This window comes from Puia sp. (assembly GCF_036500295.1).
In the GTDB taxonomy this organism is placed as follows: domain Bacteria; phylum Bacteroidota; class Bacteroidia; order Chitinophagales; family Chitinophagaceae; genus Puia.
Genome location: NZ_DASYCH010000081.1, coordinates 23549 through 46399, shown reverse-complemented (window position 1 = coordinate 46399; position 22851 = coordinate 23549). Strand labels below are relative to the sequence as shown.

Below are 22851 nucleotides of genomic sequence, written 5' to 3'. Positions count from 1 at the left end.
CCGCGCTGGCAGAAAAGGAAATGCGGATGCTGGTCGACGATCTCTTCGCCTGTGTCCAGCACAACGTCACTCCCGGCGGCGACCCCACCTATATCGAGTTCAAAAAAGACTATGTGGAAAAGCTATTCGGCCGATAGTTGGCCGAAAAATTTTTCGGCGGCCATCTAGCCGCTAATAATTATCCCGGATATGATGGATCCATTGTTCCATTTGCCGGCGAACGGTGACGCCGCTGCCGGTATAATTGTTGATCAAAATGGAGAACACCAGCAGATGGTTCTTTTTGGTGATGAGAAATCCGCTAAGCGCGACGACGCCGGAGAGGCTCCCGGTCTTGGCAAAGATGAAGCCGCTGTCCTGTTTGTAATAGGACGAAAGGGTGCCCGTGCCGCCGGTGGGGAGGATGGTCTTGAGGCGTTCGAGGCCAAACTCGCCCTTCATCTTGTTCAGAAGCCAGACGAAATCCTGTGGAGTAAAGAGATCGTTCCGGCTGAGCCCGCTGCCGTCTACCCAGATAGGCCGTTGGGGCAAGCCCTTCAGATCGCCGTTAAGCAGCGTGTCGATGATCCGGCCATCGTTCATTTTCCCCAGCCATTCATTTCCGGCCATGAGCAGGGTCTGCTCGGCAAAGAAGTTGTCACTGTTGTGCATCATCGGCCGGAACATCGAGTCCACCGGCCGGGAATGGATGATGCCGAAGCCCGAGGATGCGGCGCCAGTCGACGCAGCGCCAACGGGTCCCCCGGTCGTAGCCATGGAACCCGCGGACGTGGCAGCGGAACCCGCAGCATTGAATACAGCCGGCAGGGCCTTGCGGATACCGACGACCCGGCCGACGGTGTCTTTCAGCAACGTCGCCGCCGAAGCGATGCCCTCCGTTATAAAAGGCACATCCTGCTCATGCACGCGGCCCCGCCCCTCGGTGATGACAAAGACATTCTCATGAACATCGCGCTTCACGTTGAAACCCTGTCTCGACGAATCAGGCGAGAACCGCACCCGCCAGTCGACCTCGGGAATCGAATAGAACGAACTGGAGACCGTATCCTGTATCCACCGGATATAATTTCCATACACGGGGAACGCGCTGCGCTCCGGCATGTAGTCGTCATTATAGTCGTCCCAGGCCCAGCCACGGCCAAAGGGGCGGTCCTGCCAGTTGCCTTCCGTGAGATAGATATTGCGGTGGGAATTTTGCAGAAACCGGATCACCGGCTGATCGGGAAACGCGGGATGCAGCAGGGTCGGGTCGCCGGCCGGCAGGATGAACAACGCGGTGTCCGTCATCCGGTAACGCATACCCACCAGCGAATCGCCGAGGTGTTTCAACCCGGCGTATAGCGAGAATAATTTAGTGTTGCTGGCCGGGATAAAATATTTATCGCCCTGGTAATTGAAAAGGTAGGTGGCCGTGGTGGCATCGAACAGACAAAGGCCCACCTGCGCAGGCAGAAGACCGGGCTGGCGCAGCAGCGTTTCTTCGGTAAATTGCTGTAGCGGCTCTTTTGACTTCGAAGAAGCGGCGCCCGGGGCGGAGACTGCGGTACGGGTCGGGGAGCAGGCCTGCCAGCTACAGGCGGCAAGCAGGAGGAGGGCAATGGCGAGTCTGTGGATCATACCGTGCAATATAGGAAAAACACCGCGGATCGGGGGCATCGCGCCGACGGATCCCGCGGTCGGATCCCGCTATCGTATCCCGCCGCCCTATCCCGCATCGTATCCCGCCGCCCTATCCCGCTATCGTATCCCGCCGCCCTATCCCGCATCGTCGTGCGTCGCATCATCGCGCCGCCGCTATCCCGCCTATCCCCGTTCCTGCGCCCGCAGCCAGCGCTCGGGGATCTCGTTGCTGCTGGCCAGCAGGTAATCCTGATAAGAGCAGGCGATAAATTTATTGTCGGGCAGCTGCATCCACCAACGCTGAGTCTTCTTGCTCTGCAGGAAGGTGGTCTCCACCTCCGAAAAAGCCGTTCGGTACTCGACAAAGAGATCGCGGTCGGAAAGCTGCGCTTCGCGCCGCCCCTTGCTCTTCCCATCGATCAGATACCACAGCATATGGCTGATCTGCCGCGCCGTCAGCCCGGCATGATCCCGCCCGGGCAGATAGCCGTAAATGCCGACCGTATTGACATTTTGGCTCAGCCCCGCAAATCGCATCAGGATACAGGCTTCCTCGCCGTTGAAACCGTTTGGCGAAAGCATATTGGCCGGCGCAAAGGAATGCGCGATCGCAGAGATATCGAAGGTGAACAAGTGCGAACTGCGTATCACCGGTTCCATTTCCTCAATATTATCCTTCACACTTCCCAGCCGGAAACAATCGAACCGCAATTTGTCCATCGTCTCCAGCATATGCGGATGCACGTAATAGCTCTGAAACCCGATATGATTATAATGATGGATGTAGTTGGGTTCACCCGTGAGCATCTCCATGAGGAAATTGTCGCTCCGGTTGAGGGAGTGGATATCGAGGTCGATAAGCGCATCTACCCCCGTGGCTTCGATGATATGCTTTTTATCCGAATAGGTATAGTATTGGCCCAGGGTAAGATCATGGCTCCCGCCGAGGATCACCGCGGTTTTACCGATGGCCGTCAGCTCCCGCAACACGGTCTTCAGGGCCGCATACGTATCGTTGAGCGTGGCGCCGGCGCGGATATTCCCGACATCGGCCAGCTTGATATCGGGATGCCAGTAGTACAATTGATAAAACTGTTCGCGAATGGCATCCGGTCCACCGGACTCCCGCAGATTCCGGCCGATACCCCGTTCTTCTTCACAGCCGACAAGCACCAGATCGGCATTATATACATCCGGAAATGTCTCGTCGTAGACATCGATCAGCTTCCCGATCTGCCCATCCCTATATCCCTGGTCCTGCGACAGTTGGGCCATGCTGATGGGTTCGAGAAAATCACTGATATGCAGGTTGGGCGACATGAGTGACGTTTTGGCGCAAGCTACATTAAATAAATTATCTTTGTACCATGGACCAGTTGTTACAACAAATTGAACAATACAAACAGGAGATTTCCGCCATCGTACCGAATGGGGCAGAGTCGCTGGAAGCTTACCGTATCCGTTTTTTGGGAACCAAGGGCATCGTAAAAGGGCTGTTCACCGAGATGAAAAACGTACCCGGTGATAAAAAGAAGGAGTTTGGCCAGATACTCAACGAGTTTAAACAATTGGCCGAATCCACCTATGAGAATTGGAAAAGCCGGCTCGATTCCGGTGAGGCCGGCACCGTCCATACCATCGACCTCAGCCTTCCCGGCGACGCATTGCCGGTCGGGACCCATCATCCGATCACCCTGGTGCGTAACCGGATTGTCCACATCTTCGGCCGGCTGGGTTTTTCCGTGGCCGAAGGCCCGGAGATAGAGGATGACTGGCATAATTTCACCGCACTCAACCTGCCCGAGAACCATCCCGCCCGGGATATGCAGGACACCTTCTATATTAATCAGAACCCCGACTGGCTGCTGCGTACGCATACCAGCAGCGTTCAGGCCCGGGTGATGGAAAAGCAGAAGCCCCCGATTCGCATCATCTGCCCGGGACGGGTTTATCGCAACGAAACGATCAGCGCCCGCGCCCATTGTTTCTTCCATCAGACCGAAGGGCTTTACGTGGACGAGAACGTGTCGTTTGCCGATTTGAAGCAGACACTTTACTTCTTTGTGCAGGAGCTGTTCGGCAAGGATGTGCGCATCCGTTTCCGCCCGTCCTATTTCCCGTTTACCGAGCCCAGTGCCGAGATGGATATCAACTGCCGGATCTGCGGCGGCAGCGGCTGCTCGGTTTGTAAGCATACCGGCTGGGTGGAGATCCTCGGCAGCGGCATGGTCCATCCCAAAATGCTCGACAACTTTGGTATCGACAGCAACAAATACACGGGCTTTGCCTTCGGTATGGGCATCGAACGCATCTGTCAGCTTCTATACCGCGTCAACGACCTTCGCCTCTATTCCCAGAATGATGTCCGCTTTTTGAAGCAATTTACCGGAGCCGTGTAGAGTGAGATTACCCTATTTTCTCTATTTTTCTGGCTGTGATCTTAAAGGCAAAAGGAGTTTTATTTTTTCTTATTATGCCTTTGATCTCCTGCCAGTTAAGTATGATTTTTTCCACCATTTCCCAGTATGTGTACCCCTTTTTACCTGGTGGGATCAGATAAAAAATCCCAAGCTTGTACTGCTTTAATAAATTGTATTGGGATTTTACTCTTTGCATTCTGGAGTCCTGGGTGATTACGACACCATTAACCTGGCCGATTTGAGGAATCCATTCTTCATCCGAAATACCCCTCCCATATTCCCTTTGAATGGAATAAACCTCAACTCCTTCATTATTCGGCTTTTCCAAGACGGAAAGCCCTTCGGCAAGTTGCGGCGGCATATTTTCGTCTATGTAGATTTTCATTATGCCGCTTTCTTAAAAAATTCTATTGAAGCCTTGACATCACTTTCGGGAATATCATAAAGTGACGAGATGAAACTGATCTTTTCTCCTGATGTATACATGCCATAGATGGTCTCAGCAAGAATATTCGTGTTCTTGATCGTCGGTTGGCCGAGTTGATGCTGAGGGTCCACAACAATATTTTTCTCCTTTCCCAAAGGCCAGTAGCGAAGCGCCTGATGATCCTTATCGAAATCAATCTTGTGGCAAAAATGCTCAATTATCGACTTAAAGTTTATTTGTTTCGACCTATCCGCATTAATGATCACTTCTCCGTCTGTGGTATAAAAAATCTTTTTCCCATCAGTTAGAATAAACGAATTAGCAAATGGGAATGAGATTTTGAGTTCCTGACCAATTATTTCATGCGATTTTGCGATGTTTTGTGCACTTACGCCATGCTTTCTAAGCTGAAAAAAAACATAAAATTCTATCAGCGTATAAAAATGCACCGATTTCTCCCTTCCTTTTCCCCAAGAAGCGAAACTTGCCGGTTTATTGCCAAATTGGTTTTCCCAATACTCTTTCAGCCATCTCCGCACAAGAATCTTGTTTAAATTCAAGATATTTGCAACATCGGGGATAGTAAACAGGCCGATTCCGAGCGATGGCTTTTTCCTTATTGCTATATTCATATTTGCGGAAAATTCTTTTAATGGCGTTATGGGCAATTTAAGTATTTTATCTCATGACAAAAATAGTAGTCAATAACTAATTTATTTGACAAAATGATCAAAACGATCGGCGTTTGCGGAGCGGGCACCATGGGCAGCGGCATCGCCCAGGTGGCGGCCATGGGCGATTACCAAACCCTGCTGTATGACGTCGATGCCGCAATGGTGCAGAAGGGCAGGGCAGCCATCGAAAAAAATCTGGAAGTCCTCACCGAAAAAAAGAAACTGGCTCCCGAAGAGCAACAGGCCATTCTCCGGCGCCTATCCTGCATCACCGATATCGACCACTGTGTGGCCGACCTGATCATCGAAGCCATCATCGAGCAACCCGAAGCCAAGACCACGCTGTTTACAAAGCTGGCAGAGCGCAACGCCAGGGAAACGATCCTGGCTTCCAATACCTCTTCTTTATCGCTCGATCTGCTGGCGGCCGCCATCCCGGGGCCGGAGCGGTTTATCGGCATGCATTTTTTCAACCCCGCTCCGCTCATGAAGCTGGTGGAGGTGGTCAATACGAAACATACGGCCGCAGCGGCGACAAATGCCATCCTCGATGTCGCCCGGCAAATGGGCAAGACCGCGGTGCTCTGTAAAGATGCCCCCGGTTTCATCGTCAACCATGTAGCGAGGCCCTATTATCTCGAGGCGATGCGGCTCCTGGAGGCAGGCATCGGCGATCTGGAGACGATCGACGCCCTGATGGAAGCATCGGGATTCCGGATGGGTCCCTTCCGGCTGATGGACCTCATCGGCAATGATATCAACTATGCAGTCAGCTGCAGCGTATACGAGGCGATGGGCAGACCGGTCAGGCTGCGCCCTTCTCCTATCCAACAGGAAAAAGTTCAAAAAGGTGAATTAGGCCGGAAGACCCGAAAAGGATATTACCCCTATGCATAATCAAAAGGATAAAGGCAGGATATTGGTCACCGGCGGGACAGGCTTTCTCGGAGCGTATCTCATCCGCCAACTGCTGGAGAATGGATGGGCCGTGAGAGCCCTTCGCCGCGGCACTGCGTTGCCCGCCTTTATTCCCGCCCATATCTTCGACCAGGTGGAGTGGGTTGCCGGTGATATCCTGGACGTCATCGGGCTCGCGGAAGCCATGGAAGGAATGGATGCCGTCGTCCATTCCGCCGCGAAACTCTCTTTTTCCCGCAACGACCGGCACGAGATCTATCACACCAATATCGAAGGAACGGCCAATGTCGTCAACCTGGCCCTGGAACAGAATATCCGCCGGTTCGTTCATGTCAGTTCGGTAGCCGCGCTGGGCCGGACGGGCAACGGCGAGACCGTCACCGAAAAAAAATCCTGGGAGGAAAGCAAGTGGAACACCCGTTATGCGATCAGCAAATTTCGCGGGGAGATCGAAGTCTGGCGGGGTATCGGCGAAGGATTGCCCGCGGTGATCGTCAATCCCAGCACGATACTGGGCTTTGGTGACTGGAACCATTCCAGCTGTGCGCTTTTCCGCAGCGCCTGGCAGGAATTCCCCTGGTATACGGAGGGAGTCAACGGATTTGTCGACGTAAAGGATGTTGCGCGGGCGATCGTCGCCCTCCTGGAAAGCGATATCCGCGGAGAGCGGTATATCCTCAACGGCGACAACTGGACCTTCCGGCGTTTGTTCGGGGACATGGCCGCCGGGTTTGGGAAAAAACCGCCCTCGCGCGAAGCCACCCCTTTTTTAGCGGGTATCGCCTGGCGAAAGGAGCGCATCAAGAGCCGCTTCTCGGGTAAACCTTCGATCCTCACGCGGGAAAGTGCAAGGGTTGCGCAGAGCCGTACCTATTTCGACAACAGCAAGATCCTCGCTCAATTACCCGGTTTTCAATTTACCCCACTCGAAAAGACGATAAAAGAGGCCTGCGGTGAGTATCTGCGGAGTATGCCCCTGCAGCCGGCCGCGGGCAGGCTGGCCGAAGGACATTAAAAATAGCCGCGCCTCTTCCATATTACGCGGCGGTTGACTATCTTACCGCTACAAAACAATATCCATGAAACCGAGCATAGATGTACGGGCCCTGTTTCTCCTCCTCTTCTCCTTTGCCTTCTCCCTTTCCGTTCTTTCCCAGGAAAAGACCTTCCCCATCGACGGCATAGTCCTCGATAAATCCGGCCAGCCGCTTGTCGGCGCCTCGGTCTTCTGCCAGAATACCACCGTAGGCACGCTCTCGAAAAGCGACGGAAGCTTCCACCTTCGGCTCGCCAACGGCGGCTATGACCTCGTCATTTCCTATACTAGCTACGAGACCCAGGTCATCCGCATCGGCAAGGACCATAACGCCGCCGACACCCTAAAGGTGCAATTGAAAGAACAGGACAAAAGTCTCGAACAGGCGGTGGTTACCGGTAGCGCCGAGGTTGCCGATGGCTGGGAAAAATACGGGCAGTTCTTTCTCGATAATTTTATCGGCACCACACCCAACGCGGGGCAATGCACCCTCGACAACAAGGAAGTCTTAAAGTTCTATTTCTATAAGAAACGCAACAAGCTTCGGGTAAAAGCCACCGATGCGCTGGTCGTTACCAACAATGCCCTTGGCTACCGGATAAAATACCAGCTGGATTCCTTTGTCTATGACTACACCGGAAATATCGGGAGCTATACCGGGTATCCGTTGTTTGAAAGTCTCGACGGCAGCCCCGACCAGCAGCAAACCTGGAAACAGAATCGCCTGTTCTCCTATTCCGGCTCCCGGTTGCATTTTATCCGCAGCTGGTATGACAGCACCCTCGATGACGAAGGGTTTGTCCTCGAGCTCGCCGACAGCGGCAGCACGGTGATGCGGCGGGTATCGGGCCCCTATGACCCGAAGATCTACTCCCGCGACAGTGGTGATGTGGAGATAAATATCCAGGGAAGACTGCGCGTCAGCTACACCAGCCAGGCGCCCGACCGGAAATACCTCACCCAAAATAAGTACCCGCTTACGACGGCAGCCCAGATCTCGGCGCTGGACATTGCCAATGGTTTCGTTATCGAGGAAAATGGGTACTTCTACGATCAGGGCGATGTCAGCAATATTGGTTACTGGTCCTGGAAGAAGCTGGCGGAGCTGCTGCCCTATGATTACTTGCCTGAATAAGGCTTAGCTTTCAAATTAGCCTTATCCGTGCAAGCATTGGATTATTGACCTTCGGTCGAGCCGCTTCCCGCGGCTCCTGTGCCCGAATAAGCTTTACCCCTGCATAACCTTCTTCCAGAGTTCGGGGATCCTTTTGACCCAAACAAATTCCCGCTTCTTCACCGACGCCTCTTCCACCGGGATACCCAAATAGGCCTTTCCCCCTTCGAGCGAACCGGGCACACCGCTCTTCGCCATGACCACCGCATTGTCACCGATGGTAAGCGTTTTGCTTACACCTACCTGCCCCCAGAGGATAACTCCATTACCGACCTCCACCGCACCCGCAATGCCGACCTGGGCGGCAAACAGGCAATTTTTACCGGTAACCGTATCGTGACCGATATGGATCATATTGTCCAGCTTCGATCCCTTGCCGATCACCGTATCATGGGTCACCCCCCGGTCGATCGTGCACCCTGCCCCTATCTCGACAAAATCCCCGATCACCACCCGGCCGCAGCTTTCCATCCGCCGGTACCAGACCTCGCGATCCTTTTTGCCGTTGTAGTAGAACGCGTCCGAACCGATGACCGTTCCGGCCTGGATGACCACATTGTCGCCGATGATACAATGGTCGAGGATGGTTACGTTGGGGTGGATGACACAGTCGTTGCCGATGGATACATGATGTCCGACAAAGGCGCCGGGATAGATATAGGTTCCCTTGCCGATGGTGGCCGAGTCGCTGATCATCTTCGTCGCCGGCTCGAAGGGCCGGAAGTGACGGACGATCTTCAAATATGCTTCGAAGGGGTTGTCGACCACAAGCAAAGCCTTGCCCGGCGGGACTTCCACAACTTTGTTAATGATGATGTATGTCGCTGCGCTGCGGATACAGGTGTCGTAATATTTGGGATGATCGACAAATACAAGATCGCCTTTTTCTACTTTATGGATCTCGTTGATGCCGGTGGCCTGACCGTTTTTATCACCGATCAGCCCGGCGCCCAGGAATTCAGCCAACCATTGAATGGATACGGGAGAAGGAAATTGCATGGTAATGAATTTGAGTAAAGGATGCGTTCGACAGGAGCAAAGGTAGCGTGGAATTCGTGTAAAGGCCACGTGGAATTCGCGCAAAGTCCGGTTGACGATGCATTCAAGTGTGGCCATTTTCCACAAGTCAAAAAAAAATGTGAATAAAATTTATTGGAAAATTTTTTTAGATAGAGAAAATTATTTTTAATATTGTGTAGGGAAATTTATTTCCCGGTACTTACTAACCCATCCATATATTGAAAGCCCGGTTTCGCACCGGGCTTTTTCTTTTGCAAATCCCCAACTATCAAAAGAGATCAATGCCCGCAAACGCGCACCAATACTACATTGTATACAAACCCTTCCAGGTCCTTTCCCAATTCACTTCCACCGAAGGAAAGGCGACATTGAAAGATTTCTTCCCCGTTCCCGTGGATTGCTATCCCGTCGGCCGGCTGGATTTTGACAGCGAAGGACTCCTTATCCTGACCAATGACCCCGATCTTAACAACCGGCTATTGAATCCCCTCTTCGCACATGACCGGGAATATTGGGCGCAGGTGGAAGGCGCGATCACACCCGCCGCCCTGCATCTGTTGTCGACGGGCGTCACCATTAACATCGACGGCAAGCCCTATCGCACCCTCCCCGCCCGGGCCTCCACCTTCGAGACGCCGCCACCGGTGCCGGACCGGCATCCACCCATCCGCTTTCGCGCCACCATCCCCACCAGTTGGATCAGCCTGGTGCTCCGGGAAGGAAAGAACAGACAGGTGCGCAAGATGACGGCGCAAGTGGGGTTTCCGACACTCCGGCTGATCCGTCACCGGATAGAAAAACTCGATCTGAACGGATTGGCGTCCGGAGAAATGCGGTCCATGACCCGGCAACAGCTCTATTCGTTGCTGTTTGCCGAAAGGAATCACTAAATTGTGCCATAACGGGTCCGGCCCAATACGGGTCACCATACCCAACCATTAAATAATGACATTATGCTCAAATCGATGACCGGCTTTGGTCGCGCGGAACAGGCAGTAGGAGACAAAACCTTCCAGGTGGACGTCAAATCCCTGAACGGAAAACAGTTCGAGCTGCAACTGAAGCTACCCGGATTCTTAAAACCCTTTGAATTCCCCATCCGGAAGCTTCTCTCGGAAAAGCTGGGCAGAGGTTCGCTGGACTGTACCATCAGCCTCAAGCAAACGGGGAACGCGAAGCCCGTCAGCATCAACACCGATCTCGCCAAGGCCTATTATCGCGCTCTCGCCGATCTCTCCAACGAACTGCAGCTTGACCCTTCCAATATCCTCAGCACCCTCGTCAAGCTTCCCGAGGTCATCACCCCCACCAGCGATACCCTCACGGACGCGGAATGGCAGGAATTCGAAAAGGTGATCCTCATGGCCATCGATGACCTTAACGCACACCGGCTCAACGAAGGCGTCTCCCTCGAGGAAGACCTCCAGTTGCGCATCACCAATATCCTTCGCCAGCAGGATGAGATCATCAAGCTGGAACCCCTCCGGCAGACGAAGATCAAAGAAGGACTGAAAAAGCTGCTGGAAGAACATGTCGGGAAGGAAACCTACGACCCCAACCGGCTCGAACAGGAGCTTATCTATTACATTGAAAAGATCGATATCAGCGAAGAGCAGGTTCGGCTGAAAAACCATTGTGACTATTTCCGGAGCATCCTGAAGGAGGGCGACGACAGCAAAGGAAAGAAGCTGTCCTTTATCCTGCAGGAGATCGGCCGGGAGATCAATACGACGGGTTCCAAGGCCTATGACTCGACCATCCAGCAATGCGTTGTGCTGATGAAAGATGAGTTGGAAAAGGCAAAAGAACAGGTTTTGAATGTATTATAATCCTATTATTTTTGCATCAAAACCGCCATTTTAAAATTCGCCGAATTGAAAAACTTCCTTGTACTCCTGCTCGCCGTGACCGCCTTTCAATGGACGGCCTGTACCCGGCCCGACGGCATGTATGAAAAAGATATCCCCCTCCCCGGTCAGCAATGGGCCGGGAATTTTCGCCCCACCTTCACCTTTGACATCAGCGACAAGGACACGGCTTACCGGTATACGGTGTTTATCGTGATCCGGCATACCGATGCATACAACTACAATAACATCTGGATCCGGGGTTCCATCCGGCAGCCGGGGGATTCCGTGGTCCGCAACGACCGTTATGACCTGTTACTGGCTACAAACGACAAAGGTTGGCTGGGTACCGGCATGGAAGACATCTATGAACAACGCGTAGTGATCCAGCAATCGACGAAATTCAGCCGGCCGGGGGAATATTCCTTTGCCCTCGAGCAGGTAATGCGGGAAGACCCGTTAAAGCATATCCTGAATGTCGGGGTGCGTATCGAAAGAGCGCCATAGCTGCTGCGGTAACCTGCCGTCCGGGCATTTCACCCGGCGCAGCGGCGCCAGATGGTTCCGGCATCTTCAAAATCGGGAACTATGTTATTCAAAAAGAAACGCCTGGCGGTGGCTATTACCGTGTTTTGGGTTCTGCTGGCGTATATCGTCACCGGGCTGGGCTACTGGTTTATCGCCCTCGAACAACGCAGCCGGCAGATCTCCAATTACCAGATCGCCGAGCTTAATCCCGCCGACCCCGGCTACACCGTTAAATATGACGCGATCGTCGCCCAGAAGAAAAAGCGAACCGCCCAGTATGTCGGCGAAGGAAGCACCTTCCTGGGACTGATCCTGCTCGGCGCCATCTTCGTCTACCGGGAGGTCCGCCGGCAGATAAGGCTGCAACTGCAACAACAAAATTTCATGATGGCGGTGACCCACGAGCTCAAAACGCCCATCGCCGTCACCAAACTCAACCTGGAAACCCTTCTCAAGCACCGGCTGGATGAACAGAAGCAACAAAAGATGATCCAGGCAGCCCTCCAGGAAACAAACCGGCTAGATACCCTGGCTACGAATATCCTGGTCGCTTCGCAGCTGGAAGGCGAATACATCCAGTCAAAAGAATCCCTCGATCTCTCGGCCCTGGTCAAACATGCGATGCAGGACTTTGCCCATCGGTTTCCCGACCGGCGCTGGGCCGAACGGATCGAACCCGGCTGCACGATCCTCGGCGATCCCCTCCTGTTGCAATTGCTGGTCAATAACCTCGTGGAAAACGCCCTGAAGTATTCCCCCCGCGAAGGCGTCGTTACCGTAAGCCTGGAGAAAAAAGGCCGGGCCGTCTGCCTCGCGATCGCCGATCAGGGTCCGGGTATCCCCGAGGACGAGAAAAAGAAAATTTTCGATAAATTTTATCGCACGGGTCAGGAGTCCACCCGCCAGACCAAAGGAACGGGCCTGGGCCTGTATCTCTGCCGGAAAATAGCCGACGATCACCATGCGATCCTGAAAGTCGCCGATAATTCCCCCATTGGAAGTATTTTTACAGTTACATTCAAGATGGTATGAGCTCAAAAGTTTCCATCCTGCTGGTCGAGGACGAAGAAAATCTCCACGAGGCGCTAAAGCTAAACCTCGAGCTGGAGGGGTATGAGATCACTTCCGCCTATGACGGACAACAGGCCCTGAAGGCTGTCCAGTCGGAATATTTCGACCTGATAATCCTCGATGTCATGCTTCCCGGTGTCGATGGCATCAGCGTCACCGAGACTATCCGCGTTCAGAACAACGACGTCCCGATCCTGATCCTCAGCGCCAGGAATGCCAGCGCCGACCGGGTGCTGGGGTTGAAAAAGGGCGCCGATGATTACCTTACAAAACCCTTCAATCTCGAAGAGCTGCTCCTGCGGATAAAAAAGCTCATCGAGAAGAACAAGAAGATGCAGGAAAAGGATTCTTTTGGGGATGTATACAGCTTTGGGAAGAACATCATCGACTTCAGGGCGCAGGAAGCCACGACAAAGGATGGCGAACGGATTCAACTCAGCAAGAAAGAGGCGATGCTGCTGAAGCTGCTGATCGAAAACCGGAACGAGGTCGTGACAAGGGAGAAGATCCTGCAGGCCGTCTGGGGGTATAATGTGTATCCCACCACCCGCACCATCGATAATTTCGTGCTAAACTTCAGGAAATATTTTGAGGAGGACAGCCGGCACCCGAAGTATTTTCATTCCGTGCGGGGCGTTGGGTATAAGTATACGGAATAACGGCGCCCCGTCTAAAGTCCGGCCTTCTCTGATCTTCGGCCGCACGGCCCCCAGCCGCGTCAGGCCAATCGCTCGATCACCCGCTCCGTCTGCCGCAACAGCAACTCCATATTGAACCGGTCATAGGCCGGAGTATACAGGTTCATCTCACATTCACCCAGAATATTTTCCAGGGAAAGCAAGGCCGTCTCGTCCCAGCCGCGCTGCCGAAGGTGCCGCACGGCATTGGACTTATTCAACTCACTGGCGGGCAGATCGAGTTTCTTGCCTACGGCCTTCCAGATCGCCCGGTTGATCTCCCGGTAAAAAGCCTTGGAGTCCCCATTCTCAAAATATTGTCTGGCATCCACAAGCGGATCCGCGGGTGGCGTCGCCGGAACATAGGCCGCGGACGGCAGTGAGGAGATCGCCTGTTTGTGGCTGGGATCCTGCGGCGGCGACGCGGGCACCGGCGAAGTTGGCAGCTGCGGCGCATTGGTGCGATTGGCCGACATCGGCGGCGCGACCGTTACGGGCTGCACGGTCAGCTTTGGCGCGGTACTCTTCTTCTGTGCATCGCTTTTGCTAATGCGGTTATGCTGCCGCCAGAAATAGATCGTGACGCCGGTGACAAGCAGGGCGGCGATCACCCATTCCATGCGATCTTGAAGAAAACTGCCGATGCGGGCGGGTAGCGAACCTTCTTCCGGGGCGACATCGGTCACCGGGCCTTTCCTGCTCTTTCTGAGCACGGGCGAGACCTGCAGCTCCAGCGGTTTTGTTTCGGCCGTCTTATAACACTGCGAAGCAGGATCGAAATAGGAGAAGTTGACGGCAGGAATGGTATAGTGCCCGGCCCTCTTTGGCGCGAACACGTAATCAAACGATTTCGAGCCGGTCATCGGTGACACCGTCTTATTCACGTCTTCCTTTGACGTCGGGTCGAAGGCCGTTATGCTATCCGGCCAGGTCACGGGAGGCGCCGCAAAGACCGGGAGATTCCCCTTGCCTTTTACGACGACATGCAGGGTGTTCTCATCCTGCGCCGCAACGGTATTGCTGGCGAGTGAAGCCTCCACCGAGAAATTGCCCACGGCGCCGCTATACCCGGCGGGCTTGTTCTCTTCGGGAAGCGGCTTGACGGTGATGGTCACGGGTTTTGTGTCGAGTGTGACATTCTCGTCCACTTCGGGGCCGAGATTGCTTTCGTCGGTCATCTGGTCAAACAGATCGCGCAGGGTGGCGGCGCTCCGACGTGATTCGCGGTTACCCGACCCTTTTACAAAATGGACGGTGTTCTCCACCTCCACCGGGTCCAGATCGATGGAACCCGCCTGCAGCGGGATCAGCTGGGTCTTGCGGATGATATGAACGGTAAAATCCTTCCCGTTCAGCTTTTCCACGGACACGGGGTCCGTGCTGGGGTCCACCATATCATAGACGCTAAATCCGTTGAGGGATGGCCGTTTGGTGACACGGGATTCGGAGCTGAGCCGCGAATAAAGCTTATACGTCGCGACGATGGGTTCGCCGACATAACAGGTGTTCTTGTCCACCTGGACTTTTACAAAAAGATTCTTGCGGATCTTCTCTTTTACGTTCTCGCCAGGCCGTAAGACATAATCCTTTTCCACCTCGCCGGGTTCCCGGCCAAAGGGATCGGGCATCGAAGGCTGAAGGAAGGGATTGCCAAAAGGATTCCCGCCGCCGGGTGCAGGACTGGAACCCGCGGAACCCGACCCACCCGGGTGAACCGTAACCGTGACGGAGTTGCTTTGCATGTGCTTGCCATCCACCGTCGCGACGGCGCCGCCGATGGTGAACTTCCCGGTCTTTTCCGGTTCGAGCACAAAGGACAGCGCCTTATACTGGGACATATTGCCGTTGACGATACTCATGCCGCTGGACTGGATCGGGCCCTGGGCAATCCGGAAGCCGTGAAAATTCGGGGGAGTCATGTCATCGATCTGCCGCGCATTCTCGACTACAAATTCCACCTGGAGATAGTCGGTCTTGCCGACCTCCTGACTGCTGACGACCGTAGTAAATTTCACCTGGCCGACGGCGCAGAGCCCCGGAACAAGAGTTATCAGCAGGAAGATCGAGAGGCGTAGAGTAGTCGCGATAACGGGTGATTTTATGAGTCGGCCATGATCCATAGCGGCCTACAAATATAAGTTGAGAAAGGGTTAAAACTCAGTTAAAACGGCCCGCCGGGCGGTTCGCCGGCGGCTTTCAGCGGGCTTCTGGTCGCTTACGTCAGCGCTCGGGTCGCTTATATATCTCCCAGCTGCGGGCGCATCAGGATCTCTTCCACCGTAGCCGAAGGGGAAAGCCGGCTGGCCGAAAATACCATCTCCGCCACATCACCGGCCGTCATAAAGCGTTGGGGGTCTATGCCGCTTGCGGCCCAGGAGTCGGTATAGGCAGCCCCGGGATATACCGCCGTCACCTTGATGCCATGGGGCTTCATCTCTTCCCGCAGGTTGGCGGAAAACCCCGCCAGCGCATATTTAGTGATACTATAAGCGCCGCCGTTGGGATAGGCCTTTATCGAGGCGACCGAACAGATGTTGAAGATATGCCCGCTGCGGCGAGCCATCATGGCCGGCAGCAGCTGACGGGTAAGATGATAGGCGCTGTAGAGATTGACCGCCATCAGAGTTTCCAGCGCTCCCGCAGGTTCGTTGTGAACGCTCCCCGGAATGAATTGACCCGCGTTGTTGATCAGGACATCCGCCGCCGCACCGGACTGGCCGATCCAATCGGCAAAGCCCATCACCTGCACGGGATCCCCCAGATCGACAGGCCGGCCATGGACGGCAACCGTTGGATACTTTGCAGAAAGCGCAGCGACCGTGGCGGCCAGCTTTGCGGCATCCCGCGAACAGCAATAAAGCGTGTAGCCACCCGCGGCAAACCGTTCCGCCATGGCTTTTCCCAATCCCCTCGAGGCTCCGGTAATGATACAATTCATATTACTTAACTTGCGGTTGGAATGCAATATAAACACCTTTTCTTCGACCTGGATCATACGCTTTGGGATTTTGAGGCCAATAGCCGGCAGACCCTGAACCAACTATATGACACCCTGGATCTTGCCGCCCGGGGAATAACGGATTTCGACCTTTTTCACAAACAATATATCGTCCACAACGACAAGCTATGGGACCGGTATCGCAACGGCTATATCAAGGTGGACGAGCTGCGCTGGAAACGCATGTGGCTGACCCTGCTCGATTTCAGGATCGGCGATGAACCCCTGGCGCGCCGGATGGGGGATCAATTCCTCGACGCACTTCCCACCCGCAAGATCCTGTTCCCCTATACGCCCGAGATCCTCAGCTATCTTAAGGGAAAGGGCTATCAGCTGCATCTTATCACCAATGGATTCCAAAAGACCCAGCATAGTAAGTTGCAGTATTCGGGATTGAGCGGATACTTCGGCGAGGTCATCACCTCCGAAGGCAGCAACAGTCTGAAACCGCATAAGGAGATCTTCGAATATGCTTTTCGCGTCACGGGCGCCGATCCGGCCACGAGCATCATGCTGGGGGACAGCATCGAAGTGGATATCCAGGGCGCGATCAACGCGGGTATCGACCAGGTGTATGTGAATCATCTCGGCGTTGCGCCGTCGATCCAGCCCACCTATACGGTGTCGTCCTTAAAAGAATTGGAGGAAATTTTCTAGGCAGCCGCCCACACCTTCACGCCCGGCCCGATCCGCGGCCGCCGCGGCCTAATGATCCTTTTTCTTGCCGCAGGTCTTACCCGGACATTGCTTCGGCATGGGCTTTTTGACCGCAGCCGTCGAATCCTTGGCCTTTCTCTTACCGGCATCCTTCCCGGTCTGCGCAAAAGAAACGCCCGAGAATAAAAATGCGCTCATAGCCAGCAGGAGTAGATTCTTCTTCATATACACAATTTACAAAATCATTTCCATTTCGCCAATACCGTCACGCCGCCCTGGACCGTCTGGTTCAGCTTCACCTCCACCGGCGTTCCCGGCGGCAGCAGGACGTCCACCCGTGACCCGAATTTGATAAATCCCATCTCCGCACTCTGCTCCACCTTTTGTCCGACGTTGAGATAGTTGACGATCCGGCGGGCCAGGGCGCCGGCAATCTGTTTTACCAGCAACTCGCCTTTGGGGTGGCGGATGACGACGCTATGCCGTTCGTTCTCGGTGGAGGACTTGGGATGCCAGGCCACGAGATATTTTCCCTTATGATATTGATTGTACACCACCTCGCCCGCCGTGGGATTCCGGTTCTGATGCACATTGGCCGGGCTCATAAAAATGGAGATCTGCAGTCGTTTATCTTTGAAATATTCTTCGTCCACGACCTCTTCGATCACCACCACCTTCCCATCCGCGGGACAGATGATCAGGTTGTCACCCTTCGATAATTTACGCGATGGAACGCGGAAAAAAGAGATCAGGAACAAAAGAAGCCCCAGGGTCACCAGGAAGAGAAGCCCGGTAAGCCAGGCCTCATGCGCACTAATAAAATAAAAAGAGGTGAGATTGATAACGGCAAAGGCCAGTGCGCCGATGGCGATGGACTTATAACCTTCCCGATGTATTGTCATTGTACAAAAATAAGCTTTTTAGTGGTTCATCGGCGGGCGCGGCGGGTGGCGTCGGCGGCGCTAGCCGATCACCCACATCAGGTAACAACAGGCAACGGGCGTGGCTATCAGCAGCGAATCGAAGCGATCCAGAAAACCGCCATGGCCGGGCATGATATGTCCGCTGTCTTTGATACCGGCCATTCGTTTCATTTTACTTTCCAGCAGATCGCCAAAGGTCCCGACGACCGCGCAGATCGCCGCAACGGCCATCCAATGACCCACCGAAAACGGATTCCAGTCCGGGCCGATCAACGCACCGATACCGCCCATGACCCCGATGGCAAGAATGATCCCGCCGATGGTTCCTTCCCAGGTCTTCTTTGGTGAGATGGCCGACAGCGGCGTCCTGCCGATCAGCGAGCCGACGATATAGGCCATCGTATCGTTGATCCAGATAGAACCGATGATCATCAGCACGGGCACCCGGTCGGTAAGGGGTAGCGGGCTCCCATAGAATTTCGTCCGCAGCCAGGTAAGCAGGGCCATCGGCAGGGAGATATAGAGCAGCCCGAGGGCGCTGCGGCCGATGTTCTTTATGTTTAACGTTTTGAATTGCACGATCTCCCCCACCGCCAGCAGACAAAGAAATCCGAAACAGCCCCACCAGCCGACGTTATGCAGGGAGATCCCGGCAAGGCGAAGGTTGCCGTTGACGAGATAGAGCATAAAGCACCAGCCCGCGATCATCACGCTATACCGGTGAAGGCTGGACGCCCCCGCATAGTCCTTGTCGATCAGGACCATGATCTTCTGATACTCGATCCAGCAGCCAAAATGGATAACGCTGAACAGGATCAGAAAGCTCCAGGGATTCCATAGGAGGCCGGTCAGCATCACCAGTACGAATACGGCAGCCGTCAGGCTTCGGGTCTTTAGTATGGATAGATTTAGTGCCATTCGAGCGAATTGTCTTCGGCGGCGCGCCATTGCAGGAATTGCCGCCGCATAACCACCAGCAATATTATGACTATTGCCAAACTTAGCAGCACGGAATAGGCCGGGATCGAAGGATTTTTATTATCCATGACCTCCGGCATATAGTTCAGCGCCAGCACCTGGATCCCGTTGAACAGACAGTGCGCCAGGACGCAGGTCCAAAGGCTGCCGCTGTACCAGAAAAGGGCGCCCAGCAGGATCCCCAGAAAGAACCTCGGCAGAAATCCGAGAAATTCGAAATGCATAAAGGAGAAGATGGCCGCGGCGATACAGATGCTTAGCCAGGGCTTCCGGGTGATCCGCGTGAGCAGCCGCTGCACCACGCCGCGAAAGAACATCTCTTCGAAGATACCCGGAATAATGGCTACCACCACCAGGTTGAACACGATATCGAAGCTGTTCTTTGCCACCAGGAGCGCCTTCAATTGCTGTTCGGCGGCATCCTCTGCCTTTATCGTCCAGGCAGGCAGCGGGAGCTGACGGTTCAGCAGACCCAGCCAGCCCTCCAACGGGAAGGCAAAAAGCAGCAGCAGGATGCCCAGCACATAGAAATTCGTCCGGTGCGCCGGGCGAAATCCGAGGTGAAAAAGGGGGTTCTGCGGAAAGCTGAGGCGGGCGTAGATAAATGCCGGAATGCCGAATAGGAGAAGGGTGGTGGCCATCTGCAACAGCTTGAGCGTCGTATTGGCGATGGGCCTGGGCAGGCTGCCGCCGAGGAGCCCCATCACGAACATGAGGAGGAAGCAGAGTCCGATCAGCCTTAGTAGGAGTCCTAACTGCGCCGGCGGGGGTGCGATTTTGTCATTATTGGTCATAGGCGAGCGAACCAGTGGTCCGTTATGGAATTCCACGATAAGTGCGTAAATTTGCCTTTTCGATCGTGGTAAACATCGGCAAGATACAAATTTCGGCTTTCCCGCTTCTCCTCGCCCCCATGGAAGATGTGAGCGATCCCCCGTTCCGGTATGTCTGCAAGCAAAACGGCGCCGATCTGATGTACAGCGAATTCATCTCCAGTGAAGGGTTGATCCGGGATGCCATCAAGAGCCGGCAAAAGCTGGATTTCTTCGAATACGAGCGACCGTTTGGTATCCAGATCTTTGGAGGTGACGAAGAGGCCATGGCCATGAGTGCGCGGATCGTCGATACCGTCCAGCCCGATCTGGTGGATATCAACTTCGGCTGCCCGGTGAAAAAAGTCGTTTGTAAAGGCGCCGGCGCCGCCGTGCTTAAAGATGTGGCCGCCATGACCCGGCTCACCGCCGCCGTGGTAAAAGGCACGAGCCTTCCGGTAACGGTAAAGACCAGGCTGGGTTGGGATGATCAGTCGAAGAACATCGAAGAGGTGGCCGAGCGGCTTCAGGACGTCGGCATCAAGGCCCTGACCATCCATGGCCGCACCCGCGCCCAACTGTATAAAGGCGAAGCCGACTGGACCCTCATCGCAAAAGTGAAAGGAAATCCCCGCATCCAGATCCCCATCTTTGGCAACGGCGATATCGACTCGCCCGAAAAAGCAAAGCTCTACCGGGATCGCTATGGCGTCGACGGGCTGATGGTTGGCCGCGCGGCGATCGGCTATCCCTGGATCTTCAACGAGATAAAACATTTCCTCGCCACCGGCGAACATCTGCCGCCGCCGGGTATCGAGCAGCGGATCGGTGCCATCCGGGATCATTTGATGCGTTCGGTAGAATGGAAGGGCGCAATTGTGGGTATCCTGGAGATGCGGCGGCACTATACCAACTACTTAAAGGGCTTCCCGTATATAAAAGAATTTCGCAACCAGCTGGTGCAAATGAAAACCGTGGAGGAAATAGGAGAAGTGCTGAAGCAGGTGCAGCATCGCTATGCCGGTTTTGTTCCCGAACGCGCGGTGGCCACCTTCTCCCAGGGGCAATTAGAGGATTGCGCTTACTGACGAGCCCCGCCGCCACAATCCCCCCGCTTTTCCCACGCCCGGCCGCCCTAGCGGATAAACCGCTTAAACCATTTCATCTTCCCCTTAAATGGCGGATATTTTATCGCCGGATCGATCACGGTCGGCGTCTTCATCACCGCCTTTGGATGCGTGAAGAGATCGAACGAATATTTCCCATGGTAGGCCCCGATCCCGCTTTTGCCGATCCCGCCAAAGGGCAGATGCGGATTGGCAAAATGCCAGTCGGTGTTGTTGATACAGCCGCCGCCAAAAGCCAGTCCTTCGATCCAGGTTTGCTCTACCTTCCCATTGGCCGTAAAAAGATAAAAAGCCAGCGGATCAGGATGCCTGCGGACAAACGCCATCGCCTCTTCCGTCGTCTGATAGGAGAATACCGGCAACAGGGGACCGAAGATCTCCTCACCCATTACCGGCGCGGCCGGGTTAACGTCCGTCAACAGGGTCGGACCGATATACAACGAACTCCGGTCATGATCGCCGCCGCAGAGCGGGTTACCATCCGCCAGGAAGCCTACCAGCCGGTCAAACTGCTTTTCATTGATGATCTTCCCATAGTCACGGCTCTCCCGGGGATTCGGCCCGTAAAAAGCGGTGATTGTCTCCCGCAGCCGCGCCAGGAGCTCGGCTCTCACGTCGGCGTGTACCAGAAGATAGTCGGGAGCGACGCAGGTCTGGCCTGCGTTGATAAATTTCCCGACGATGATCCGCCGCGCCGCCACCCGGAGGTTGGCATCTTTTTCGACGATGACGGGACTCTTGCCGCCCAGCTCGAGCGTCACCGGGATCAGCTGTTCCGCGGCGAGCCGGTAGATGGCCTGACCCACCGGAACGCTCCCGGTAAAGAAGATATGATCAAACCGGAAATTTTTGATCAACCCCGGGACCACCGTTGCGCCGTCGCCGGAGACGACGCGGACAAGATCGGCCGGGAAGATGCGGGTGATCAGTCTTTCGATCACGGCGGCCGTCGCCGGCGCCCATTCGGAAGGTTTTAGCAGGACAGTGTTGCCCGCGGCAAGGGCGGCGGCCAGCGGCACCAGGGATAATTGAAACGGATAATTCCACGGAGCGATGATCAGCACGACTCCCAGTGGATCGCGGTATACGCGGGATGCCGCGGGATAGTTGACCAGGTTGGTCCCTGTCCTTTGCGGCCGCATCCATTTTGCCAGATGCTTTAGCGTATGGCGGATCTCGGCCAGTACGAGACCGGTCTCCGTGGCATAGGATTCTTCGGGACTTTTTTTCAGATCGGCATACAGCGCTTCATGAATGTCCGTCTCCTCCGCCCGGATGGCCTGGTGCAATAGTTGCAATTGCCGGCGCCGCCAGTGATAGGATCGCGTTGCCCCCGATTGAAAGAACCGGCGGAGGGGATCGGCATCGGCGGAATGGGCAAGCTCGCTCATCCACTCAATTTCGGCAAAATTTGTGATCTTGCAGCCCATGGATGACGAATACTTTATGCAACAGGCGCTGAAAGAAGCGCGGCAGGCTTATGAAGAGGACGAGGTGCCGATCGGGGCGGTCGTCGTGATGAATAATCGCATCATAGCCCGTGGACACAACCAGACCGAACGCCTCACCGACTGCACGGCCCATGCCGAGATCATCGCGCTGACCTCCGCCTTTAATCACCTCGGCAGCAAATACCTCCCCGAAGCAGCGCTCTATGTCACCGTGGAACCCTGTCTGATGTGCGCCGGGGCCCTGTACTGGAGCAAGATCGGCCGGGTGGTCTTTGGCGCCGAAGACGAGAAAAACGGCTATCGGCGGGGCATCGGCGAGCAGCCCGCCCCCTGGCCGTTTCATCCTAAGACCCAATTGATAAAGGGCATTTGCAGCGAAGAATGTGCCACGCTGATGCGGGATTTTTTCCGTTCGAAGCGCTGATCGTAACCTTTTTCGTGTAGATTTGTTCTCCCTTCAGGCATTGACAAGGTTTTAATCCTTTTTTTAATA

At 54.7% G+C, this 22851-nt stretch carries 24 protein-coding genes; 12 read left to right on the top strand and 12 right to left on the bottom strand.

What is annotated here, in order from left to right:
- Nucleotides 1-171: 171 nt before the first annotated feature.
- Together VGM48_RS15765 and VGM48_RS15760 are read right to left on the bottom strand one after the other, a co-directional pair.
- The gene (locus VGM48_RS15765; RefSeq protein ID WP_331580781.1) at nucleotides 172-1617 is read right to left on the bottom strand and encodes a D-alanyl-D-alanine carboxypeptidase; all 1446 of its coding nucleotides are present in this window, start codon (nucleotides 1615-1617) and stop codon (nucleotides 172-174) included.
- A gap of 186 nt (nucleotides 1618-1803) precedes the next feature.
- Entirely contained in the window at nucleotides 1804-2940 is a 1137-nt protein-coding gene (locus VGM48_RS15760) for a formimidoylglutamase (RefSeq protein ID WP_331580779.1), read from the bottom strand.
- A gap of 47 nt (nucleotides 2941-2987) precedes the next feature.
- On the opposite strand from VGM48_RS15760, the gene pheS reads away from it, so the two are divergent.
- Nucleotides 2988-4019 (top strand): phenylalanine--tRNA ligase subunit alpha, encoded by a 1032-nt coding sequence (gene pheS, locus VGM48_RS15755; RefSeq protein WP_331580777.1) that lies wholly within the window; start codon nucleotides 2988-2990, stop codon nucleotides 4017-4019.
- A gap of 7 nt (nucleotides 4020-4026) precedes the next feature.
- Here the strand turns inward: pheS and VGM48_RS15750 are convergent, their stop codons facing one another.
- Together VGM48_RS15750 and VGM48_RS15745 are read right to left on the bottom strand one after the other, a co-directional pair.
- The gene (locus VGM48_RS15750) at nucleotides 4027-4425 is read right to left on the bottom strand and encodes a hypothetical protein (RefSeq protein WP_331580775.1); all 399 of its coding nucleotides are present in this window, start codon (nucleotides 4423-4425) and stop codon (nucleotides 4027-4029) included.
- Entirely contained in the window at nucleotides 4425-5099 is a 675-nt protein-coding gene (locus tag VGM48_RS15745) for a DUF433 domain-containing protein (protein WP_331580773.1), read from the bottom strand. Before VGM48_RS15745 ends, VGM48_RS15750 begins: the two co-directional genes overlap by 1 nt.
- Nucleotides 5100-5192: 93 nt before the next feature.
- On the opposite strand from VGM48_RS15745, the gene VGM48_RS15740 reads away from it, so the two are divergent.
- The 3 genes from VGM48_RS15740 (at nucleotide 5193) to VGM48_RS15730 (ending at nucleotide 8230) form a co-directional block, all read left to right on the top strand.
- The gene (locus VGM48_RS15740) at nucleotides 5193-6038 is read left to right on the top strand and encodes a 3-hydroxyacyl-CoA dehydrogenase family protein (RefSeq protein ID WP_331580771.1); all 846 of its coding nucleotides are present in this window, start codon (nucleotides 5193-5195) and stop codon (nucleotides 6036-6038) included.
- A complete protein-coding gene (locus tag VGM48_RS15735; protein ID WP_331580769.1) occupies nucleotides 6031-7074 on the top strand; it encodes an NAD-dependent epimerase/dehydratase family protein in 1044 nt (347 codons plus the stop codon). Before VGM48_RS15740 ends, VGM48_RS15735 begins: the two co-directional genes overlap by 8 nt.
- A 64-nt stretch (nucleotides 7075-7138) precedes the next feature.
- A complete protein-coding gene (locus VGM48_RS15730) occupies nucleotides 7139-8230 on the top strand; it encodes a carboxypeptidase-like regulatory domain-containing protein (protein WP_331580767.1) in 1092 nt (363 codons plus the stop codon).
- Nucleotides 8231-8323: 93 nt separating this feature from the next.
- On the opposite strand, the gene VGM48_RS15725 is transcribed toward VGM48_RS15730, so the two are convergent.
- Entirely contained in the window at nucleotides 8324-9268 is a 945-nt protein-coding gene (locus tag VGM48_RS15725) for a UDP-3-O-(3-hydroxymyristoyl)glucosamine N-acyltransferase (RefSeq protein ID WP_331580765.1), read from the bottom strand.
- 302 nt (nucleotides 9269-9570) lie between these two features.
- On the opposite strand from VGM48_RS15725, the gene VGM48_RS15720 reads away from it, so the two are divergent.
- From VGM48_RS15720 to VGM48_RS15700, 5 genes are all read left to right on the top strand, one after another.
- Nucleotides 9571-10179, top strand: a complete 609-nt coding sequence (locus VGM48_RS15720) for a pseudouridine synthase (protein ID WP_331580762.1) — start codon at nucleotides 9571-9573, stop codon at nucleotides 10177-10179.
- A gap of 63 nt (nucleotides 10180-10242) precedes the next feature.
- Nucleotides 10243-11118, top strand: coding sequence for a YicC/YloC family endoribonuclease (locus tag VGM48_RS15715; protein ID WP_331580760.1), 876 nt, complete (start codon nucleotides 10243-10245; stop codon nucleotides 11116-11118).
- Between the two features lie 45 nt (nucleotides 11119-11163).
- On the top strand, nucleotides 11164-11643 hold the full coding sequence (locus VGM48_RS15710; RefSeq protein WP_331580758.1) for a gliding motility lipoprotein GldH: 480 nt from the start codon (nucleotides 11164-11166) through the stop codon (nucleotides 11641-11643).
- Nucleotides 11644-11724: 81 nt separating this feature from the next.
- A complete protein-coding gene (locus VGM48_RS15705) occupies nucleotides 11725-12696 on the top strand; it encodes a HAMP domain-containing sensor histidine kinase (protein ID WP_331580756.1) in 972 nt (323 codons plus the stop codon).
- Nucleotides 12693-13394, top strand: coding sequence for a response regulator transcription factor (locus VGM48_RS15700; protein WP_331580755.1), 702 nt, complete (start codon nucleotides 12693-12695; stop codon nucleotides 13392-13394). The genes VGM48_RS15705 and VGM48_RS15700 overlap by 4 nt, the downstream gene beginning before the upstream one ends.
- 59 nt (nucleotides 13395-13453) lie before the next feature.
- Here VGM48_RS15700 and VGM48_RS15695 read toward each other — a convergent pair whose 3' ends face one another.
- Nucleotides 13454-15532: a BatD family protein gene (locus VGM48_RS15695; RefSeq protein ID WP_331580753.1), complete on the bottom strand. Its 2079-nt coding sequence runs from the start codon at nucleotides 15530-15532 to the stop codon at nucleotides 13454-13456.
- Nucleotides 15533-15648: 116 nt separating this feature from the next.
- Entirely contained in the window at nucleotides 15649-16350 is a 702-nt protein-coding gene (locus tag VGM48_RS15690) for an SDR family oxidoreductase (RefSeq protein WP_331580750.1), read from the bottom strand.
- A 21-nt stretch (nucleotides 16351-16371) separates the two neighbouring features.
- Between VGM48_RS15690 and VGM48_RS15685 the strand changes: the two genes are divergently transcribed.
- Nucleotides 16372-17067, top strand: a complete 696-nt coding sequence (locus VGM48_RS15685; RefSeq protein WP_331580748.1) for a YjjG family noncanonical pyrimidine nucleotidase — start codon at nucleotides 16372-16374, stop codon at nucleotides 17065-17067.
- Nucleotides 17068-17115: 48 nt separating this feature from the next.
- Here VGM48_RS15685 and VGM48_RS15680 read toward each other — a convergent pair whose 3' ends face one another.
- From VGM48_RS15680 to VGM48_RS15665, 4 genes are read right to left on the bottom strand one after another with little or no spacing between them, the layout of a single operon-like run.
- Nucleotides 17116-17292 (bottom strand): hypothetical protein, encoded by a 177-nt coding sequence (locus VGM48_RS15680; RefSeq protein WP_331580746.1) that lies wholly within the window; start codon nucleotides 17290-17292, stop codon nucleotides 17116-17118.
- A gap of 17 nt (nucleotides 17293-17309) precedes the next feature.
- Nucleotides 17310-17969, bottom strand: coding sequence for a phosphatidylserine decarboxylase family protein (locus VGM48_RS15675; protein WP_331580744.1), 660 nt, complete (start codon nucleotides 17967-17969; stop codon nucleotides 17310-17312).
- A 60-nt stretch (nucleotides 17970-18029) separates the two neighbouring features.
- The gene (locus tag VGM48_RS15670; RefSeq protein ID WP_331580742.1) at nucleotides 18030-18908 is read right to left on the bottom strand and encodes a phosphatidate cytidylyltransferase; all 879 of its coding nucleotides are present in this window, start codon (nucleotides 18906-18908) and stop codon (nucleotides 18030-18032) included.
- Nucleotides 18899-19798, bottom strand: coding sequence for a type II CAAX endopeptidase family protein (locus VGM48_RS15665; RefSeq protein ID WP_331580740.1), 900 nt, complete (start codon nucleotides 19796-19798; stop codon nucleotides 18899-18901). Before VGM48_RS15665 ends, VGM48_RS15670 begins: the two co-directional genes overlap by 10 nt.
- 29 nt (nucleotides 19799-19827) lie before the next feature.
- Here VGM48_RS15665 and dusB point away from each other — a divergent pair, with 29 nt between their 5' ends.
- Nucleotides 19828-20868, top strand: coding sequence for a tRNA dihydrouridine synthase DusB (dusB, locus tag VGM48_RS15660; RefSeq protein ID WP_331580785.1), 1041 nt, complete (start codon nucleotides 19828-19830; stop codon nucleotides 20866-20868).
- Between the two features lie 47 nt (nucleotides 20869-20915).
- Here the strand turns inward: dusB and VGM48_RS15655 are convergent, their stop codons facing one another.
- On the bottom strand, nucleotides 20916-22298 hold the full coding sequence (locus VGM48_RS15655) for an aldehyde dehydrogenase (RefSeq protein WP_331580738.1): 1383 nt from the start codon (nucleotides 22296-22298) through the stop codon (nucleotides 20916-20918).
- 22 nt (nucleotides 22299-22320) lie between these two features.
- On the opposite strand from VGM48_RS15655, the gene VGM48_RS15650 reads away from it, so the two are divergent.
- Nucleotides 22321-22782 carry a nucleoside deaminase gene (locus tag VGM48_RS15650; protein WP_331580736.1) on the top strand — a complete coding sequence of 154 codons (462 nt, stop codon included), beginning with the start codon at nucleotides 22321-22323 and terminating at the stop codon, nucleotides 22780-22782.
- Nucleotides 22783-22851 lie beyond the last annotated feature (69 nt).

Coding starts and splice junctions, on each gene's coding strand:
- VGM48_RS15765 (WP_331580781.1), bottom strand. CDS start 1,617: ATGATCCACAGACTCGCCATTGCCCTCCTCCTGCTTGCCGCCTGTAGC.
- VGM48_RS15760 (WP_331580779.1), bottom strand. CDS start 2,940: ATGTCGCCCAACCTGCATATCAGTGATTTTCTCGAACCCATCAGCATG.
- pheS (WP_331580777.1), top strand. CDS start 2,988: ATGGACCAGTTGTTACAACAAATTGAACAATACAAACAGGAGATTTCC.
- VGM48_RS15750 (WP_331580775.1), bottom strand. CDS start 4,425: ATGAAAATCTACATAGACGAAAATATGCCGCCGCAACTTGCCGAAGGG.
- VGM48_RS15745 (WP_331580773.1), bottom strand. CDS start 5,099: ATGAATATAGCAATAAGGAAAAAGCCATCGCTCGGAATCGGCCTGTTT.
- VGM48_RS15740 (WP_331580771.1), top strand. CDS start 5,193: ATGATCAAAACGATCGGCGTTTGCGGAGCGGGCACCATGGGCAGCGGC.
- VGM48_RS15735 (WP_331580769.1), top strand. CDS start 6,031: ATGCATAATCAAAAGGATAAAGGCAGGATATTGGTCACCGGCGGGACA.
- VGM48_RS15730 (WP_331580767.1), top strand. CDS start 7,139: ATGAAACCGAGCATAGATGTACGGGCCCTGTTTCTCCTCCTCTTCTCC.
- VGM48_RS15725 (WP_331580765.1), bottom strand. CDS start 9,268: ATGCAATTTCCTTCTCCCGTATCCATTCAATGGTTGGCTGAATTCCTG.
- VGM48_RS15720 (WP_331580762.1), top strand. CDS start 9,571: ATGCCCGCAAACGCGCACCAATACTACATTGTATACAAACCCTTCCAG.
- VGM48_RS15715 (WP_331580760.1), top strand. CDS start 10,243: ATGCTCAAATCGATGACCGGCTTTGGTCGCGCGGAACAGGCAGTAGGA.
- VGM48_RS15705 (WP_331580756.1), top strand. CDS start 11,725: ATGTTATTCAAAAAGAAACGCCTGGCGGTGGCTATTACCGTGTTTTGG.
- VGM48_RS15700 (WP_331580755.1), top strand. CDS start 12,693: ATGAGCTCAAAAGTTTCCATCCTGCTGGTCGAGGACGAAGAAAATCTC.
- VGM48_RS15695 (WP_331580753.1), bottom strand. CDS start 15,532: ATGGATCATGGCCGACTCATAAAATCACCCGTTATCGCGACTACTCTA.
- VGM48_RS15690 (WP_331580750.1), bottom strand. CDS start 16,350: ATGAATTGTATCATTACCGGAGCCTCGAGGGGATTGGGAAAAGCCATG.
- VGM48_RS15685 (WP_331580748.1), top strand. CDS start 16,372: ATGCAATATAAACACCTTTTCTTCGACCTGGATCATACGCTTTGGGAT.
- VGM48_RS15680 (WP_331580746.1), bottom strand. CDS start 17,292: ATGAAGAAGAATCTACTCCTGCTGGCTATGAGCGCATTTTTATTCTCG.
- VGM48_RS15675 (WP_331580744.1), bottom strand. CDS start 17,969: ATGACAATACATCGGGAAGGTTATAAGTCCATCGCCATCGGCGCACTG.
- VGM48_RS15670 (WP_331580742.1), bottom strand. CDS start 18,908: ATGGCACTAAATCTATCCATACTAAAGACCCGAAGCCTGACGGCTGCC.
- VGM48_RS15655 (WP_331580738.1), bottom strand. CDS start 22,298: ATGAGCGAGCTTGCCCATTCCGCCGATGCCGATCCCCTCCGCCGGTTC.